The 17,727-nt window shown below is 68.9% G+C and carries 14 protein-coding genes; 6 read left to right on the top strand and 8 right to left on the bottom strand.

Annotation, left to right across the window (positions count from 1 at the left end):
- Positions 1–5: 5 nt before the first annotated feature.
- Entirely contained in the window at positions 6–500 is a 495-nt protein-coding gene (locus AC5Y6X_RS00400) for a DNA-deoxyinosine glycosylase (RefSeq protein WP_499983414.1), read from the bottom strand.
- 8 nt (positions 501–508) lie between these two features.
- Between AC5Y6X_RS00400 and AC5Y6X_RS00395 the strand changes: the two genes are divergently transcribed.
- Positions 509–1,672 carry an adenylate/guanylate cyclase domain-containing protein gene (locus tag AC5Y6X_RS00395; RefSeq protein ID WP_499985144.1) on the top strand — a complete coding sequence of 388 codons (1,164 nt, stop codon included), beginning with the start codon at positions 509–511 and terminating at the stop codon, positions 1,670–1,672.
- A 293-nt stretch (positions 1,673–1,965) separates the two neighbouring features.
- The gene (gene abmR, locus AC5Y6X_RS00390) at positions 1,966–2,535 is read left to right on the top strand and encodes an ATP-binding transcription factor AbmR (protein WP_324676384.1); all 570 of its coding nucleotides are present in this window, start codon (positions 1,966–1,968) and stop codon (positions 2,533–2,535) included.
- A gap of 72 nt (positions 2,536–2,607) precedes the next feature.
- Here abmR and AC5Y6X_RS00385 read toward each other — a convergent pair whose 3' ends face one another.
- The 4 genes from AC5Y6X_RS00385 to AC5Y6X_RS00370 all read right to left on the bottom strand — a co-directional run bounded on the left by AC5Y6X_RS00385 (position 2,608) and on the right by AC5Y6X_RS00370 (position 9,540).
- Positions 2,608–4,479, bottom strand: a complete 1,872-nt coding sequence (locus tag AC5Y6X_RS00385; protein ID WP_499983413.1) for a serine/threonine-protein kinase PknH/PknJ — start codon at positions 4,477–4,479, stop codon at positions 2,608–2,610.
- Between the two features lie 185 nt (positions 4,480–4,664).
- On the bottom strand, positions 4,665–5,807 hold the full coding sequence (embR, locus tag AC5Y6X_RS00380) for an ATPase/transcriptional regulator EmbR (protein ID WP_499983411.1): 1,143 nt from the start codon (positions 5,805–5,807) through the stop codon (positions 4,665–4,667).
- A 62-nt stretch (positions 5,808–5,869) separates the two neighbouring features.
- A complete protein-coding gene (locus AC5Y6X_RS00375; protein WP_499983407.1) occupies positions 5,870–7,789 on the bottom strand; it encodes an ABC transporter ATP-binding protein in 1,920 nt (639 codons plus the stop codon).
- Entirely contained in the window at positions 7,786–9,540 is a 1,755-nt protein-coding gene (locus tag AC5Y6X_RS00370; RefSeq protein ID WP_499983405.1) for an ABC transporter ATP-binding protein, read from the bottom strand. Before AC5Y6X_RS00370 ends, AC5Y6X_RS00375 begins: the two co-directional genes overlap by 4 nt.
- Before the next feature lie 185 nt (positions 9,541–9,725).
- On the opposite strand from AC5Y6X_RS00370, the gene AC5Y6X_RS00365 reads away from it, so the two are divergent.
- Both AC5Y6X_RS00365 and AC5Y6X_RS00360 read left to right on the top strand, forming a co-directional pair.
- The gene (locus AC5Y6X_RS00365; RefSeq protein WP_324676374.1) at positions 9,726–10,274 is read left to right on the top strand and encodes a DUF3558 domain-containing protein; all 549 of its coding nucleotides are present in this window, start codon (positions 9,726–9,728) and stop codon (positions 10,272–10,274) included.
- 38 nt (positions 10,275–10,312) lie between these two features.
- A complete protein-coding gene (locus AC5Y6X_RS00360; protein WP_499985142.1) occupies positions 10,313–10,810 on the top strand; it encodes a DUF3558 domain-containing protein in 498 nt (165 codons plus the stop codon).
- A gap of 65 nt (positions 10,811–10,875) precedes the next feature.
- Here AC5Y6X_RS00360 and AC5Y6X_RS00355 read toward each other — a convergent pair whose 3' ends face one another.
- The 3 genes from AC5Y6X_RS00355 to AC5Y6X_RS00345 form a co-directional block, all read right to left on the bottom strand.
- The gene (locus tag AC5Y6X_RS00355) at positions 10,876–11,379 is read right to left on the bottom strand and encodes a SixA phosphatase family protein (protein ID WP_499983403.1); all 504 of its coding nucleotides are present in this window, start codon (positions 11,377–11,379) and stop codon (positions 10,876–10,878) included.
- 22 nt (positions 11,380–11,401) lie between these two features.
- On the bottom strand, positions 11,402–12,196 hold the full coding sequence (locus tag AC5Y6X_RS00350) for an alpha/beta hydrolase (RefSeq protein WP_499983402.1): 795 nt from the start codon (positions 12,194–12,196) through the stop codon (positions 11,402–11,404).
- A gap of 153 nt (positions 12,197–12,349) precedes the next feature.
- On the bottom strand, positions 12,350–13,723 hold the full coding sequence (locus AC5Y6X_RS00345; protein WP_499983400.1) for an HNH endonuclease signature motif containing protein: 1,374 nt from the start codon (positions 13,721–13,723) through the stop codon (positions 12,350–12,352).
- A 231-nt stretch (positions 13,724–13,954) separates the two neighbouring features.
- On the opposite strand from AC5Y6X_RS00345, the gene AC5Y6X_RS00340 reads away from it, so the two are divergent.
- Together AC5Y6X_RS00340 and AC5Y6X_RS00335 are read left to right on the top strand one after the other, a co-directional pair.
- Positions 13,955–15,094 carry a metallophosphoesterase family protein gene (locus AC5Y6X_RS00340; protein ID WP_499983398.1) on the top strand — a complete coding sequence of 380 codons (1,140 nt, stop codon included), beginning with the start codon at positions 13,955–13,957 and terminating at the stop codon, positions 15,092–15,094.
- Positions 15,091–17,718, top strand: a complete 2,628-nt coding sequence (locus AC5Y6X_RS00335; protein WP_499983396.1) for an AAA family ATPase — start codon at positions 15,091–15,093, stop codon at positions 17,716–17,718. The genes AC5Y6X_RS00340 and AC5Y6X_RS00335 overlap by 4 nt, the downstream gene beginning before the upstream one ends.
- Positions 17,719–17,727 lie beyond the last annotated feature (9 nt).

Here is a 17,727-nt window from a genome sequence, read left to right as displayed (position 1 = left end):
CCTGCCTAACGCGCCGAAATCACCCGCCAGGCGGCCAGCTTGGCGCCGGGCCCCATGGCGTGGGCCGGGCTGGTCGACGGCAGCCGCTGATAGTGGACGCGCTCGACGGGACGGGCCAGCCTGCGGTACAGGTCCGCGGCCTTGGCGCCGTTGAAGTAGACCCGCGCGATGGCCGGGTGGTCGGCGAAGAACTCGCCAAAGTCGTTGACTACCACGGTTTTCGGGTCGATTGCCGAGTCGGCGCTGCCGACCCGATGGCACGCGCGCAGCACATCCCAGAGGGCGATGCCGTGGGATCGCAACGCGGCCAGCCGCGAGTCGTACGCCGCGTTGGCGTCGATCCCGAAAAGCTCACCGACGATCGGCCAGAACGCATTTCGCGGGTTCGCGTAATACTGTCCGGCCGACAGCGATCGGGCGCTCGGAAACGAGCCCAGGATCAACACCGAGGCGTGGTCGTCGACGACCGGCGGGAGTCCCCGAAGCAGCGGTGCGCTCATCGCTGCACATCATCGCGCAGGCGCTGTACGTTGGCCACGTGGACGAGGATCTGCTCGACGGGCTCGAGGGCACAGCGCGCGCAGAGCGTGCGGAACTCGTGGAGTGGCTGCTCGAGCAGGGCATCACCGCGGACGAGATCCGGACGACCAACCCCCCGCTGCTGCTGGCCAGCCGCCACCTGATCGGCGACGACGGCACCTACGTGTCCACGCGGGAGATCAGCGAAACCTATGGCATCGACCTGGAGCTGCTGCAGCGAGTGCAGCGCGCCATCGGCCTGGCCCGCGTCGACGATCCCGATGCGGCCGTGCACATGCGCGCCGACGGCGAGGCCGCCGCGTTGACCCAGCGATTCCTCGAACTCGGGCTGGACCCCGACAAGCTGGTGCTCGTGGTCCGGGTGCTCGCCGAAGGCCTGTCGCGCACCGCTGAGGTCATGCGTTTCACCGCGTTGTCGGCGATCATGCGGCCCGGAGCCACCGAGCTGGAAATCGCCAAGGGATCCAAGGCGCTGGTCGGCCGGATCGCGCCGCTGCTCGGACCGCTGGTCGAGAACATGCTGTTCATGCAGCTGCGCCACACGATGGAAACCGAGGCGGTCAACGCCGCGGAGCGGGCCGCCGGCAAGCCGCTGCCGGGCGCGCGCCAGGTCACCGTCGCTTTCGCCGATCTCGTCGGTTTCACCCGGCTCGGCGAGGCGATCCCGGCCGAAGACCTGGGTCACCTCGCCAGCCGGCTGGGCCACCTCGCCCGTGACGTGACCGCACCGCCGGTCCGATTCATCAAGTCGATCGGCGACGCGGTGATGTTCGTCTGTCCCGAACCGGAGCCACTGCTGGATGTCGTGCTGAAGCTCGTCGACACCGTCGACAGCGACAACGACTTTCCCCGGTTGCGGGCGGGAGTCGCCTCGGGGATGGCGGTCAGCCGGGCCGGGGACTGGTTCGGCAGTCCGGTCAACATCGCCAGCCGGGTGACCGGAGTGGCGCGCCCGGGCACCGTGCTGGTCGCCGACTCGGTCTGGGAGGCCCTCGGCGATGCCGGCGATTTCGACGGGTCGTTCGCCGGGGCGCGCCGCCTCAAGGGCATCAAGAACGAGGTCAAGCTGTTCCGGATTCGTCGCGGCGGTGACCCCGACGCCTCGCGCAACCGCGCGACCTCAACGACATAGCACGAATAGGGGCAGGCCCGGGCGACTCTTGGGGGGCGTTGGACTTTTGTCCACGCGGCCGGTTTCTAACCCCTTGTTCCGGCACTTCGACACGGTCGCTTCCGGGCCTGCTTCAGCTCCCAAAAATACGCCCTCCGACGATGCATATCAACGCTTTTCCGCGGCGGATAACGGCGCCGCGCCAGCGATTTTCGCGTGCGTATCGCCGGGGGCGGGCCGCCCGGAAGCCGAGACTCGGTTCGCTGCGAGTGAACGCGATTCCATTAAGCGTGCAAAGATGTAATCATGTAATTATGAAATCACATCACACCGGCGGCCGGCGCTACGGCCGCCCCGGGGGCTGGCAGCAGGCCCAGCAACCCGATGCCAGCGGCGCCGCGGAATGGTTCGCCGGACGACTGCCCGAAAAGTGGTTCGACGGCGATCCCACGGTGATCGTCGACCGCGAGGAGATCACGGTCATCGGCAAGCTGCCCGAGCCCGATGGCGAGGAGAGCGACGCCCGCGTCGAAGGCCGGGTGTCCCGGTTCCGCGAGGAGACCCGCTCCGAGCGGATGCGCATCGCCGACGAGGCGCAGGATCGCTACCGGCGCAAGGTTTCCTGGGGCGTCGAGGTCGGCACCAAAGACGGCACGGAGCGAATCCTGTTCACGCACATCGCGGTACCGGTGATGACGCGCCTGAAGCAGCCGGAACGCCAAGTGCTCGACACCCTGGTCGACGCCGGGGTCGCCCGGTCCCGCGCCGACGCGCTGGCCTGGGCGGTCAAGCTGGTCGGCGAGCACACCGAGGAGTGGCTCGCCAAGCTGCGCAGCGCGATGTCTGCGGTGGACGATCTGCGCGCGCAGGGTCCGGACCTCTAGCCTTCACTAGCCTTCACGAAAGACGCAGTGCCGCTTCGGCATTGACGCGGTGTCGGCCGGCCGACGGTCCGGCTACTCGTTGTCGATCTTCGCGACGATCTTGTCGGTGATTTCGCCGCCCTGATCGCTGATGTGATAGCCGCACGCGTTGACGTCGACGATCACGTTGTTCGCCTGACTCATCGCGCGCTGGCACTCCCAGCCGTCGGCGGCTTCCTGGGTGTCCAGCACCGTCATTTTCGGTGGGGCGCCGTTGATTTGGGCGAACGTCCACCTGTACGTCTTGCCCTTGTTCGTCACGGTCACCGTCTTGCCGGCGCAGCCCTTCCACTTGCCGGCCGCGGTCTGCATGAACGACTTGGCCTTCTCGGCCGAGGGGAACAGGATCACGGCCTGGTTGACCCAGTGGTCGTAGTTGTCGCCGGGCTCGGACGAAACCAGCCCGCTCACACCGGTATAGCCCGACCCCGCGTACACCGGGTCCTGGCTGGTGTAGAGCGCGCCCTGGCAGTCCGGCGACGACAGCGTCACCGACGAGGTGTCCATCGACTGGATGGGCTTACCGGGCTCCATGGTCGACGAACCCATGATCGCGTTGATCTCCGACGGGCTCAACAGGAGCGCGCTGAGACGCTGCGCCGGGATCGGGTCGGGAGGTGGCGGCGCCGGCTTGGGCCGGGCGATCAGCCAGACGCCCACACCGCCGGCGGTGAGGAGGACGACGGCGGCGATGGCGGCGGCGATGAGGGGCCAGGGGTTGCGTTTGGGTTTGGGTGGTTGCTGCCAGGGGGTGGCCCCCCAGGTGGGGCCGGCGGCTTGGTAATACCCGGGGGCCGGGGTGGGTTGGCCGGATGCCGGGATGGGCCCGCTCGGCGGCCCCCAGGATTGGCCGCTTTGCCCGGCCGCCGGCTGGGCCGCCGCGGTCGGCGCCGCCGGTGACGACGGCGGTGCCGGTGTGGGTGACGACGGTGGTGCCGGTGTGGGTGACGACGGCGGTGGCGTGCTGGGGGGCGCCTCGGTCGGGGTGGCCGGCGCCTCGGTGGGCGTGCCCACCGGCAGGGTGGCCTCTTGGCTGCGCCGCAAAATGTTGGCGGCGTGGTCCTGGTCGGGATCCGACAGCGCCTCGTGAGCGGCCAGGGCCAGATCACCGGCGCTGGCGAAACGGTCCTCGGGCTTTTTGGCCATGCCCCGCGCGATCACGGCGTCAAAGGCCTTCGGGATGCCCGAACGCGTCGCGCTGGGCTGCGGGATCGGCTCCATCAGATGCGCGCTGACCAGCGTGCCCGCGCTGTCGGCCCGATACGGCGGCGACCCGGTCAAGCACTCATACAACACGCACGCCAACGCATAGATGTCGGCGCGGTAGGTGACCTCATCATTGGAAAACCGTTCCGGCGCCATGTATTTCCACGTGCCCACCGCCGTGCCCAACTGGGTCAGCTTCTCATCGGTGGTCGCACTGGCAATCCCGAAATCAACCAGATAGGCGAAATCGTCGCGGGTGACCAAGATATTGGGCGGCTTGACGTCACGATGCATCACCCCCGCGGCATGCGCGGCGTCCAGCGCCGAGGCGATCTGGGTGATGATGGCCACCGCGCGCGGCGGGGTCAGCGGCCCAAACCGCTTGAGCACCGAATCCAGATCGGTGCCCTCGATCAGGCGCATCTCCATGAACATCTGCCCATCGATCTCGCCGTAGTCATGAATGGGCACCACATGGGGTTCCTGCAAACGCCCGGCGATGCGCGCCTCGCGCTTCATCCGCTCCCGAAACACCGGATCACGGCTAAAGCTGTCCGACATCAACTTGACGGCCACCGTCCACTCCTTGACGGTGTGCTCGGCCTCATACACCTCACCCATGCCACCACGGCCCAACAGCCGCTTCAGGTGATACGGCCCAAACATCGACCCCACCCGCGAGGCCTGACCGTCGCTCATCAAAAAACCTCCAAACCAACCCCAGACCCGCCGACCATACCAACAAATTCGCCCGAATCTGCCCGGATCCACGCGTTGCCACCGGCGGCCCCAGCAACCATGCGGTAGGGCCGTTCCAGCCCCGCCGTGTGGCAGGGCGGCCGCCTCCCCGGCGGAAAGCACTGCACGGCAGAAGTATTCGGAACCTAGACCTCGGTCTTGTCGCCCGCGGCGATCCGAAACGTGAACTCGTGGTCGCAGATGCGGATGTGGTCGCCGTCGTTGAGGGTGGCCGCCGAGCGGATCCGCCGCCGCTGCACGTGCACGCCGTTCGACGACCGGAGGTCGTTGAGGATGTAGCTGGTGCCCGTGTCGACGATGACGGCGTGGTGCCGGCTGACGTTGGGGCTGTCCAGGACTATGTCGTTATCTCGTTGCCGCCCAATCCGTGTCGCCGCGGCCCGCAGCGGGTAGCGGCGGCCCGAGGCGTCGTCCAGATACGCCACGGCTTCCTGGCCCGACACCCGCTGACCGAGCGCGCTGATCGTGCCGACGGCGGTGGTCTTGGCCGATTTCTCGGCGTCCAACGGCTCCTGACGCAGGATGAGCTCGTTGAGGTCGCGCAGGGTTTGGCCCGGGTCGATGCCGAGGTCGTCGGCGAGTGTCGTCTTCACGCGGCGATAGGCGGCCAACGCGTCGGATTGCCGGTCGGTGAGGTAGTAGGCCGTGATCAGCTGGGCCCACAGTTGCTCGCGATAGGGATGCTCGGCCGTCAGCGCCTCGAGCTCGGCGATGACGTTCGCCGCGCGTCCGCAAGCGATTTCGGCCTCCGCCCGTGCGGTGTGGGCAAGCATCTTCTCCTCGGCCAGCGAGGTGGCGTAGGTGTCGACGAACTGAAAGTCGCGCAGGTCGTCGAGCACCGATCCGCGCCACTGCGCCAACGCGGCGGTCAGGTGGCGGCTGGCCTGTTCGAAGCGGCCGGCGGCCGCGGCGTGCACGCCCGCGGTTTTCTCGGTGATGAACCGCCCGAGATCGCAAGCGTTCTCGTCGATGCTGAGCCGGTAACCCGGCGGCGCCGCCGCCAACACCGTGCGCGGATCGATCCCGGCGCCGCTCAGCAGCTTGCGCAGGTTGGACACGTAGGAGTGAATGCTCGCCCTCGCCCCCGACGGAGGCCATTCGTCCCACACGGCGTTGATGAGCCTGTCGACGCCGACCGGACTGTTGCGGTTGATCAGCAGCATGGCCAACACCGCTCGCTGCTTGGGCGTGCCCAACGGCACCAGGGCGCCGTCGACGCTCATCTCCAACGGTCCGAGCAGACCCAGTTCGAGACGCTTGTCCGCCATCGCGCTTACCAGCCCTTCCGGTAAGGGTCGTTACACGTCATTGTGATACACGCCAGGGCGAGCTACGCCAGGGTCATCGCGTAGTACGCACCCCGGCGGGCCAGCAGTTCGGCGTGACTGCCCTGCTCGACGATCCGGCCCGCCTGCACCACCAGAATGCGATCGGCATCGCGGATGGTCGAAAGACGATGCGCGATAATGAAACTCGTTCGATCCTGACGAAGCTCACACATGGCGCGCTGAATGAGGGCCTCGGTGCGGGAGTCGACCGAGCTGGTCGCCTCGTCCAGGATCAACAGCCGCGGGCGAGCCAGGAAGGCGCGGGCAATGGTGATGAGTTGCTTCTCGCCGGCGCTGATGTTGCCGCCGTCCCAGCTGATCCGGGTGTCGTAACCGGCCGGCAGGGTGTGCACGAACCGGTCGACATAGGCCGCCTTGGCGGCCTCGACCACCTCGTCTTCGCCGGCCCCGGGTCGCCCGTAGGCGATGTTCTCCGCGATGGTCCCGTCGAAGAGCCAGGTGTCCTGCAGCACCATGCCGATGCGCGACCGCAACGCCTGCCTGCTCACCGTGGTGATATCGACACCGTCGATCAGGATCCGGCCGGAGTCGACGTCGTAAAACCGCATGAGCAGGTTCACCATCGTGGTCTTGCCGGCCCCGGTCGGCCCGACGATCGCCACCGTGCTGCCCGGCTCGGCCACCATCGACAGGTCCTCGATCACCGGGACGCCTGGGCGGTAGGCAAAGCTCACGCGTTCGAACTCGACCCGCCCGCTCACGCCCGACCGACCGGTTCGCCGCGCCGGTTCGGGCACCGGCACGGGATCCGGCGGTTCCTCCGGCTCGTCGAGCAGGTCGAAAACCCGCTCGGCGCTGGCCACTCCGGATTGCAGGGTGTTGTACATCCCGGCGACCTGGCTCAGCGGCGCGTTGAACTGCCGCACGTATTGAATGAACGCCTGGATGCTGCCGAGGGTGATCTGCCCCGTGGCGACCTGCACGCCGCCCACCACGGCGACCGCGACGTAGCCCAGGTTCCCGATGAACGTCGTCGCCGGCGCCACCAGCCCGGAGAAGAATTGCGAACCGAAGCTGGCGTGGTAGACGTCGTCGTTGAGCATGCGGAACTGTTCGCGCGCCGCGGCCTGGTGGCCGAACGTCTTGACCACCGTGAACCCGCTGTAGGTCTCCTCGATGTGGGCGTTGAGCCGCCCGATGCTCTGCCATTGGGCCGCGAACAGGCGTTGCGAGCGGCGCGCGATCGCGCGGGTGGCCAGCAGCGAGACCGGCACGGTCAGCAGGGTGATCAGCGCCAGCAGCGGCGAGATGGACACCATCATCGCAAGCACGGTCACCACGGTCAGGGCCGACGTCAGCAGCTGGCTGATCGTCATCGACAACGACGACTGGAGGTTGTCGATGTCGTTGGTGACCCGGCTCAGCAGCTCGCCGCGCTGGCGACCGTCGAAGTAGGCCAGCGGCAGCCGGTGCACCTTGTCCTCGACATCGGAGCGCAGCGCGACCATGGTGCGCTGCAGGATGACGTTGAGCAGCCGCGCCTGCACCCAAATCAGCAGCGAGGCAAGCACATACAGGGCCAACGCCACGGCCAGCGTCCTTGCCACCGCGTCGAAGTCCACTCCCCGGCCCGGCACCACGTTCATTCCGGACAGCAGGTCGGCGAAGGCCTTGTCGCCGCGATCCCGGGCCGCCGCGACGGCCTGGGCCTTGGTGATTCCCGCGGGGAGCCCGCGGCCGATCACGCCGTTGAACAGCAGGTCGGTGGCGTGGCCGAGGATCCGCGGAACGACCACGCCGATCGCCGTGCCGGTGATGCCGAGCGTGATCACCGCGATGACCGGCCCGCGTTGCGGCGCAAGCTGTTTCACCAGCCGGGCCGCCGAACCCCAGAAGTCGCGGGACCGCCCCGCCGGAGCCGGGGCGGCGCCGCGGGTGGGCCTGCTGGTCACCGTCGTCACGGCGCGTCCCCGACCCCGGCGCCGACCGTTTGCGAGTCGGCGAATTCCGCGTAGGTGGCGCAGTCGGCCAGCAGCGATTCGTGCGTGCCGGCGCCCACCAGCTTCCCGTCGTCGACGACGATCACCTGGTCGGCCTGGGCGGCGGCTGAGATCCGTTGCGTGACGACGATGATCGTGGCATCGGCGGATATCTCGCGCAGCGAGGCGCGGACCCGCACGTCGGTGTGCACGTCGAGCGCGGAGAACGCGTCGTCGAACAGGTAGATGGCCGGGCGGCGGATCACCGCGCGGGCGATGGCGAGCCGCTGCCGCTGCCCGCCGGAGAAATTGATTCCGCCCTGCGCGACGCGCATGTCCAGGCCGTCGTCGTGCGCGCGCACGAAGCCGTCGGCCGCGGCCACCCGCAACGCCTCCCACATCTCGTCGTCGGTCACCACCCGGCCGGGGGCGGCGCCGATGCGCAGGTTGTCCGCGACGGTCCCGGAGAACAGGTAGCCGCGCTGCGGCACCAGCCCGATGGCCGACCAGAGTCGTTCGGTGTGGTAGTCGCGGACGTCGACGTCGTCGACCAGGACGGCACCGGCGGTCACGTCGTAGAGCCGGCAGATCAGCGACACCAGCGTCGACTTGCCCGAGCCGGTGCTCCCGACGACGGCGGTGGTGGTTCCGGGCAGCGCGGTGAACGAAATGTCTTGCAGCACTGGGCGCTCCGCGCCCGGATAGGTGAATGTGGCGTTGTCCAGGCGCACCACGCCGGTGACGCCGCCGCCGGGGAATCGGGGGCGCGGCGGATCGCCGATCGCGGGGCGGGTGGACAGCACCTCGGTGATTCGTTCGGCGCACACGGACGCCCGGGGCAGCACCACCAGCGTCATCGTCGCCATCAACACCGCCATCAGGATCTGGGTGAAGTAGGCCAGGAAGGCGGTCAGCGAGCCGACCTGCATCTGGCCGCGATCGATGCGCAACCCGCCGAACCAGATCAGCGCGACGCTGGACACGTTGATGGTCAGCGTGGTCACCGGCAGCATCAGCGCCTGCCAGTTGCCGGCGCCCAGCGACGCATTCGACAGCGCCGCGTTAGCCCGGGCAAACCGGTCGCGCTCGAAGTGCTCGCGGGTGAAGGCGCGGACCACCCGCACCCCGGCGAGCTGGTCGCGCATCACCCGGTTGATCCCGTCGATCAGGCTCTGCATGCTGCGGAACAGCGGCAGCATGTGCGACATGATCCAGTAGTTGGTCACGGCCAGGACCGGGACGCTGACCAGCAGTAGCCACGTCAGCGCGGCCTGCTGGTGGAAGGCCATGAAGATGCCGCCGACGCACATGATGGGCGCGGTGACCAGCACGGTGGCCCCGATCTGGACCAGGTACTGGATCTGCCGGACGTCGTTGGTGCTGCGGGTCAGCAGTGTCGGCGCGCCGAACCGGGCGGTCTCGCTCTCGGAGAAGGTCGTGACGTGTTCGAACATCGCCCGGCGCAGGTCGCGGCCGAACCCCATCCCGGTCCGCGAGCCAAAGTAGACGGCGCCGACCGAACACAGCACCTGCACCCCGGTGACCGCGAGCATCAGCATGCCGAGCCGGACGATGGTGGCGGTGTCGCCCTTGGCGACGCCGTCGTCGATGATCGCCGCGTTGACCGTCGGCAGGTACAGCGTCGCCAGGATGCTGATCAGCTGGAGCGCCAACAGCACCGCGACCAGCCGGCGGTACGGCCGGATGTACTGGCGCAGCAGTGCCAGGAGCATTTGGTAACTGTCGCACATGGCGGGCGTCCCGGTGCCGAGCACCGCCGGATGGTTGCGCGCTCGAGGCCGATGCGGCGAGGGCGTTGAATTGCCTGCTCAGGGGGCGCGTCGGTGGTTGACCCGCTGGGCTGCCGCTACAGTGCATCGTGTGGACCAGCAGCAGGCGCGGGCGAGGCGGGGTATCGGTGCGGCGTAACGTGACGGCGCTGGCGCTTGCGGCATCGGCCGCGATTCTGGTTTCTGCGGGGTGTTCGGGTTCCGGCGACAACAAACCGGGGGCGACGACGTCGTCGGAGTCGGGAAACGCCGAGGGGCACCACGGGCCGATGTTCCCGCAATGCGGGGGAGTCAGCGATCAGACGGTGGCCGAACTGACCAAGGTGAACGGACTGATCAACACCGCCCGCAATTCCGTCGGGTGTCAGTGGCTGGCCGGCGGCGGAATTCTCGGCCCGCACTTTTCCTTCTCGTGGTACCGCGGCAGCCCGATCGGGCGCGAACGCAAGACCGAGGAGCTGTCGCGGGCGAGCGTCGACGACATCAACATCAACGGCCACGGCGGGTTCATCGCCGTCGGCAACGAGCCGAACCTGGGTGACTCGCTGTGCGAGGTCGGCATCCAGTTCCAGGACGACTTCATCGAGTGGTCGATCAGCTTCAGCCAGAAGCCCTTCCCGCCGCCGTGCGACATAGCCAAAGAACTGACCCGCCAGTCGATTGCGAACGCGAAATGAGCAGAAGAATCCTCCGCGCGGGTGTGGCTCTGCTGGTCATGGCCCTGGTGATGACGGGCTGCTCGAGGTCGATCGGGGGCACCGCCGTCAAGGCGGGCGGGCCGTCGCGCAACAACAACTCCCAGCAGCAATACCCGAACCTGCTCAAGGAATGCGAGGTCCTGACCACCGACATCCTGGCCAAAACCGTGGGCGCAGATCCGCTCGACATCCAGAGCACGTTTGTCGGCGCGATCTGCCGGTGGCAGGCGGCCAACCCGGCCGGCCTGATCGACATCACCCGGTTCTGGTTCGAACAGGGCGGCCTCAGCAACGAGCGCAAGGTTGCCGAGTTCCTCAAGTACAAGGTCGAGAGCCGTCAGATCGCGGGCATCAACTCCATCGTGATGCGTCCCGACGACCCCAACGGCGCGTGCGGGGTGGCCAGTGACGCCGCGGGGGTGGTCGGCTGGTGGGTCAACCCGCAGGCGCCCGGCATCGACGCGTGCGGGCAGGCCATCAAGCTCATGGAGTTGACGCTGGCCACCAACTCTTAGCCGGGTTCAGCGCGGCGACGATGCGGCCCGTGCAGCGGGCCGAGGAGGAGCCGGTCAATCGAGACTCAGCGCGGAACCTGGAAGCCGATCAGCGCGGCGCCGTTGAGTTCCAGGCCCTTCCAGTCGCCGGCGACGTTGAGCACCGCGATCGCCGACGTCGGGAACTTTTCCGAAATGCGTTGCACCGCTGCCGCATCGGTGCCATCCGCGCCCGCCAGTCCGATCGCCAGGTCCGACATCGTCGGTTCGTGCCCGACGACGAGCAGCGTGTTGACCGCCTCGGCGACGCCGTTGATTGCGTCGAGCATCGTGCCCGGCGTCGCGCCGTAGAGCCGCTCGTCGTAGCGCACCGGGGCGTCGATTCCCGTGTCGGCCAACGTCTGCCGCGCACGCGTCGCCGTCGAGCACAGCACCTCGTCGACGGCGGGCGCGTTGGCCCGCAACCAGTCACCGGCTAGCCCGGCCTCGCGGATGCCGCGCGGCGCCAGCGGCCGGTCGTGGTCCGCCACGCCCGGCGGGTACGACGACTTCGCGTGCCGCATCAGCAGCAGGGTGCGCCGGGGGATCATCCGACCCACGCTAGTCTCGCCCTCACAGCCCTCGGGCCGTGAGCCAGCTGTCGATCCTGTCGGCGGCTGCTTGCCATCCTGGTTCGAGCATCATGATGTGGCCCATGTCGGGAAAGATCTCCACGTCTGCCTTATAGATGTCGGCCACGGCAGACGCGTCCCCGTCGATTCGCATGCCGTCATCCTGTGCTCCGAGAACAAGCATCGGCGCCTTGACGAGGCCGGCGTCGGGAAGGCGCTTCATCAAATCTCGTCTGACGCCCGTGCTTTCGGATTCCAAACGGGCCGCACAGGCACTAACGGTGGCTTCTGGGGTGCTCGCGCTGAAGCAGAATTCACGAGCAAGGGCCGGAGTGTTGAAGAGATCTTCTGGGCTGCCGACGATGTTGGCGCGTAGAAATTTCCACGGGTGACGGCGGATTGAGCGGAACACCCAACGCCGTAGTCCCTGCGGTGTGCCGGGCGCCATGAGAATCCCGGCCGGGGCACCGTGCGTCACAAGGTAATCGAGCACGACCCAACAGCCCAGAGAATGTCCGATGAGCACTGGGGAAGAACCCAGCTCGGCGACAACAGCGTTTACGTCATCGGCGTAGTCGGCAACGGAACAAGAATTGAGGGGCTTGGCCAGGGTACTGGCACCGTGGCCGCGAAGGCTGAGCGCCGCGGCGCGGTAGCCCCTGTCGGCGAAGAAGTCCAGGAAATGCTCGTCCCAGCACCACGCCGCGACGGCAGCGCCGTGGACGAAGAGCAGCGGTACGGGGTGCGATTTGCTGCAAGCACCCTTCTCGACCACTTCAAGCACTTGTCTCGCCATTCGGCCCGCTGAACACCGCTTGAAATCTTCTCAGGTGCTAGCCATTTGTGCTCTCGGTTTGTCTAATTCGCAAGTTCTCCTTACCGCGAGCAGGCATACACGTCGTTGGTCGACGACTTGCGCAGTGCGCGTGGCGGGCTCAGGCGATAGCCGTTACGGTGCGTCATCGTCGTCCCCATCGCGGAGGAGTTTTTCGGGGTGCCAGTAGGTGTTGGTGCGGGGTTGGCCGCGGTCGAGGTGCGGGGGTGGGATCCATTCGGTGTCGCCGTTGTGGCGTCGGCGGGTGGTCCAGCCGCCGGGTTGAAGTAGGCGGTGGTGGGGGCCGCAGCCGAAGGTGAGGTCGTTGACGTCGGTGGTGTGGCAGGTGGCGTAGTCGGTGATGTGGTGGACTTCGCTGTAGTAGCCGGGCACGGTACACCCCGGGGCGGTGCAGCCGCGATCCTTCGCATACAACACGATTCGCTGTCCGGGCGAGGCAAGCCGTCGGGTGTGGTAGAGCGCCACGGCCTTGCCCTTGTCAAAAATCGCTAGGTAGTGGTGAGCGTGGCGGGCCAGGCGGATCACGTCGCTCATGGGCAGGATGGTGCCGCCGCCGGTCAGGGCGCGCCCGGCGGCGGCTTCGAGTTCGGCCAGGGTGGTGGACGCGATGATGGCGGCCGGCAGCCCGTTGTGTTGACCGAGTTCGCCCGAGGCCAACAGGGCGCGCAGCGCGGCGTTCAGCGCGTCGTGCTGACGCTGAGCGGTCGAGCGGGCATCACCGTCGATGGCCTCTTGAGAGGGGGCGCCGTCCACGGTCGGGGTGTCGTCGTCCGGATTGCACATGCCAGGGGCGGCCAGCTTGGCCCACACCGCTTCCAGGGTGGCGCGGGCCTCGGGGGTCAGCCAGCCGCGCAGTTGCGACATGCCGTCGGCGCCCTGGTTGCCCAGGGTCAGGCCGCGGCGCCGGGCGCGGTCGTCGTCGGTGTAGGTGCCGTCGGGGTTGAGGCACTCGGCCAGCGTGTCGGCCAGGGCCGCGAGTTGCTCGGGCCGATACTGGGTGCCCTCGTGCGCCAGCTTGGCTTCAACGTGCTCGCGGGTGGTCTGGTCGATCCAGCCGGGCAGCCGGTGGTGGAAACGGCGGATCACCGCGACCTGCCCGGCGCCGAGCGTGCCGTCGCGCTGGGCGGCCGCGGTGGCGGCCAACACCGGCGCCAGCGGCTCACCGGTCAGGGTGTGCCGCGGCCCCAGATCGGCGGCCTCTTTAATCCGTCGCCCGGCTTCGGCGCGGCTGATCAACGTGTGCTCGGCGATCGCGTGCGAAAGCGGGCCGCCCAGTTCTTCGGGGCTGGCCTGGCGGGCCAGGTGGTTGATCGGTTGGTGTTCGAGGGCGGGCAGCCGCCGGCGCAGCCGCTCGCAGCGCGCCAGCCAGGCCAGCCACTCCGGGGTGGTCAACGCGTCGCTGTCCAGCGCGGCCAGACCGTCGAGCGCGGCCTCGGCGGCATCGAAAGCCGCCGTCACCGCCTCACGATCGACACCGCTGGAACCCATAAGGCGAACCTAGACACGGCCACCGACACAAAACCCCGCCCTGTGACCACAGAAACCAAAGTGACACAAAAGATTTCAGGAGCTGCACTTGTCGCGCGAAGGTGGACAAAACGACACCAAGTCGAAATCCCGACTCGAGGCATGCCGGTGCGCGTCCCAGGACTTGTCGGTGTCCAGACCTAGACTCGCGGTGCCTTGATAGCCACGCAGTTTCGGAAGGGGGCCGCCGGGATGCGATTCCTGCACACCGCCGACTGGCAGCTGGGAATGACCAGGCACTTCCTTGCCGGCGACGCCCAGCCGCGGTATTCGGCCGCCCGCCGGGACGCGGTCGCCGGCCTGGGCGCGCTGGCGGCCGAGGTGGGCGCCGAGTTCGTCGTGGTGGCCGGCGACGTCTTCGAACACAACCAGCTCGCCCCCAAGGTGATCAGCCAGTCACTGGAAGCCATGCGCGCCATCAGGATTCCGGTGTACCTGCTTCCGGGCAACCACGACCCGCTGGACGCGTCGTCGGTGTACACCAGCGCGCTGTTCACCAAAGAACGCCCCGACAACGTCGTCGTCCTCGATCGGCCCGGCGTCCACGAGGTTCGGCCCGGCGTGGAGATCGTGGCCGCGCCGTGGCGGTCCAAGGCCCCGACCACCGACCTGGTCGCCGAGGTCCTCGAGGGCCTCGACCCGGGCCCCGTCACCCGCGTGCTCGTCGCGCACGGCGGCGTCGACGTGCTGGACCCCGACAAGGACAAGCCCTCGCTGATTCGGCTCGCACGGCTCGACGACGCGCTGGCCCGCGGCGCGGTTCACTATGTGGCGCTGGGCGACAAGCATTCGCTCACCCGGGTCGGCGACAGCGGCCGAGTCTGGTACTCCGGGTCGCCGGAGGTCACCAACTTCGACGACGTCGAGTCCGACCCCGGCCACGTCCTCGTCGTCGACATCGACGACAACGGCGTCAGTGTGCAATCGCGGCGCGTCGGCCGCTGGCGGTTCGTGACCTTGCAGCGCCAGGTCGACTCCAGCCGCGACATCGCCGATCTCGACATGAACCTGGACCTGATGACCGAGAAGGACCGGACCGTGGTGCGGCTGGCGCTGACCGGTTCGCTGACGGTCACCGACCGCGCGTCGCTGGATGCGTGCCTGGACAGATACGCGCGGCTGTTCGCGCACTTGCGCACCTGGGACAGCCACACGGACCTGGCCGTGATACCGGCCGACGGCGAGTTCAGCGACCTCGGCATCGGCGGGTTCGCCGCGGCGGCCGTCGACGAGCTGGTGGCCACCGCGCGCGACGGCGACGCCGACTCGGCGGTCGACGCGCAGGCGGCGCTGGCGCTGCTGCTGCGACTGGCCGACAGGGGTGCCGCATGAAGGTGCATCGGCTGGTCCTGACGAATTACCGCGGCATCGCGCACCGGGAGATCGAGTTTCCCGACCACGGCGTGGTCGTGGTCAACGGCGCCAACGAGGTCGGCAAGTCGTCGATGATCGAGGCGCTGGACCTGCTGCTGGAGGCCAGGGACCGCTCGACGAAGAAGGAGGTCAAGCAGGTCAAACCGACCCACAGCGACGTCGGCTCCGAGGTCACCGCCGAAATAAGCTGCGGCACTTACCGTTTCATCTACCGCAAGCGGTTCCACAAGAAGTGCGAGACGGAATTGACGGTGCTGGCGCCGCGCCGCGAGCAGCTGACCGGCGACGAGGCCCACGAGCGCGTCCGGTCGATGCTCGCCGAGACGGTGGACACCGAACTGTGGCGCGCCCAGCGGGTCCTGCAGGCCGCGTCGACCGCCGCGGTGGACCTGTCCGGTTGCGACGCGCTGTCGCGCGCCCTCGACGTCGCGGCCGCGCAATCCGACAGCGCCGCGGCGCTGTCCGGCGCCGAGCCGTTGCTGATCGAGCGGATCGACGCCGAGTATGCGCGCTACTTCACCCCCACCGGCCGACCCACCGGGGAGTGGTCGTCGGCCATCTCCCGGCTGGAGGACGCCGAGGCCGCGGTCGACGAATGCGCCGCGGCGGTCGCCGAGGTCGACGACCGCGTCCGTCGCCACGCCGCCCTGACCGAGGAAGTGGCCGAGCTGTCGCAGCTAAGGCTGGCCGCCGGCCCGCGGCTGGCCGCCGCTCGGGCCACCGCCGAGAACATCGAGGAACTCACCCGCCAGGCGCGTGAGGCCAAGCTGGTCGCCGAGGCCGCGGCGGCCACCAGCGCCGCGGCGACCGCGGCGCACACCGGACGGCGAAGGCTGCTCGCCGAAATCCAAACCCGCACAGCGACTGTGGCCGCCACCGAGGCGGAGGCGCAGGGGGCCGCCGACGCGCAGGCGGGGGCGCGGACCGCCGCCGAGGCGTCCGCCGCGGCGGTCGAGGAGGCCGCGCGGGCCCTGGCGGACCTGCACCGCCGCGTCGAATCCGCCCGGCGCACGGTAGACCGGTTGGCCGACCGCGAGGAGGCCGACCGGTTGAGCGCCCGGCTCGCCAGGATCGACGTGACCCAGAGCGACCGCGACGCGGTCTGCGAAGAGCTCTCCGCGGTCGTGCTGACCGACGAGCTGCTGCAGCGCGTCGAGGACGCCGCGGCGGCGGTCGATCGCACCGCCGACCAGCTCGCGTCGATGTCGGCGGCCGTCGAGTTCACCGCCGCAACCGACATCGAGCTCGTCGCCGGCGACCAGCGGGTGATGTTGTCGGCAGGGCAAGCCTGGTCCACGACCGCCACCGGCCCGACCGAGGTCGACGTGCCCGGGATCCTGACCGCCCGGATCACCCCGGGCGCGACCGCGCTCGATGTTCATGCCAAACACGCTGCGGCACAACAAGCGCTGGCGGCAGCGCAGGCCGCGGCCGGTGTCGCCGACCTCGACGCGGCACGCCGCGCCGACCAACGGCGTCGCGAACTGCAGAGCCGCCGGGACCAGTTGAGCGCCACGCTGTCCGGCCTGTGCGGCGACGAGTCACAAGACCAACTGCGCGAACGGTTGGCGGCGTTGCAGACGGGCCAGGCGGAACCCGAGCTCGTCGCAACGGACATCACCGCGGCCCGCGCCGAGCTCGACGCGGCGGAGGCCGCTCGGGTGGCCGCGGAAGCCGACTGCGAGACCCGCCGTCAAACGGCGGCCGAAGCCGCGTCCCGGCTCGCCGAAACAACCACCCGGACAACGCTTTTACTCGACAAGCTCACGACCCAACGCGCCGAGCTGAAAAGCGTCACCGACCAGCTGGCCCGCGAGCGCGCGTCGGTCGGCGACGAAGACCTGTCGGCCGCGGCGGAGTCGAGCGAGCGGGCCGCGACCGCCGCGCAGCAACGGGCCGCCGAGCTGGCCGACGAACTGGCCGCCGCCGCGCCGGACGCGGTGGCCGCCGAGCTGGCCGAGGCCGCCGCCGCGGACGAGGCGCTGCGCGACCGCTACGAGGATCGCGCGGGCGCCCTGCGCCAGATCAGCATCGAGCTCTCGGTCATCGGCGGCGAGGGCCGTCAGGGCAAGCTCGACGCGGCGGAGACGGAACGCGAGCACGCCGCCGGCGAGCACACCCGCGTCGGCCAGCGGGCCCGCGCGGCGCAGCTGCTGCGGTCGGTGATGTCCCGCCACCGCGACACCACCCGGCTGCGCTACGTCGAGCCCTACCGCGCGGAGCTGCAGCGGCTGGGGCGTCCGGTGTTCGGGCCCACGTTCGAGGTCGACATCGACAGCGACCTGTGCATCCGCAGCCGCACCCTGGACGGCGTCACGGTGCCGTACGAATCGCTTTCCGGCGGAGCCAAGGAGCAACTCGGCATCCTGGCGCGGCTGGCCGGCGCGGCGCTGGTGGCCAAGGAGGATTCCGTTCCGGTCGTCGTCGACGACGCGCTGGGTTTCACCGATCCGGATCGGCTGGCCAAGATGGGTGAGGTGTTCGACACCGTGGGCGCGGACGGTCAGGTGATCGTGCTGACATGCAGCCCCGACCGCTACGACGGCGTCAAGGGCGCGCTGCGCATCGATCTGAACGTTTAGCGCCGTCGG

Source organism: Mycobacterium sp. NGS26 (assembly GCF_059813025.1).
The sequence above is the reverse complement of the archived record's forward strand: the minus strand, read 5'-3'. Positions and strand labels throughout refer to the sequence as shown.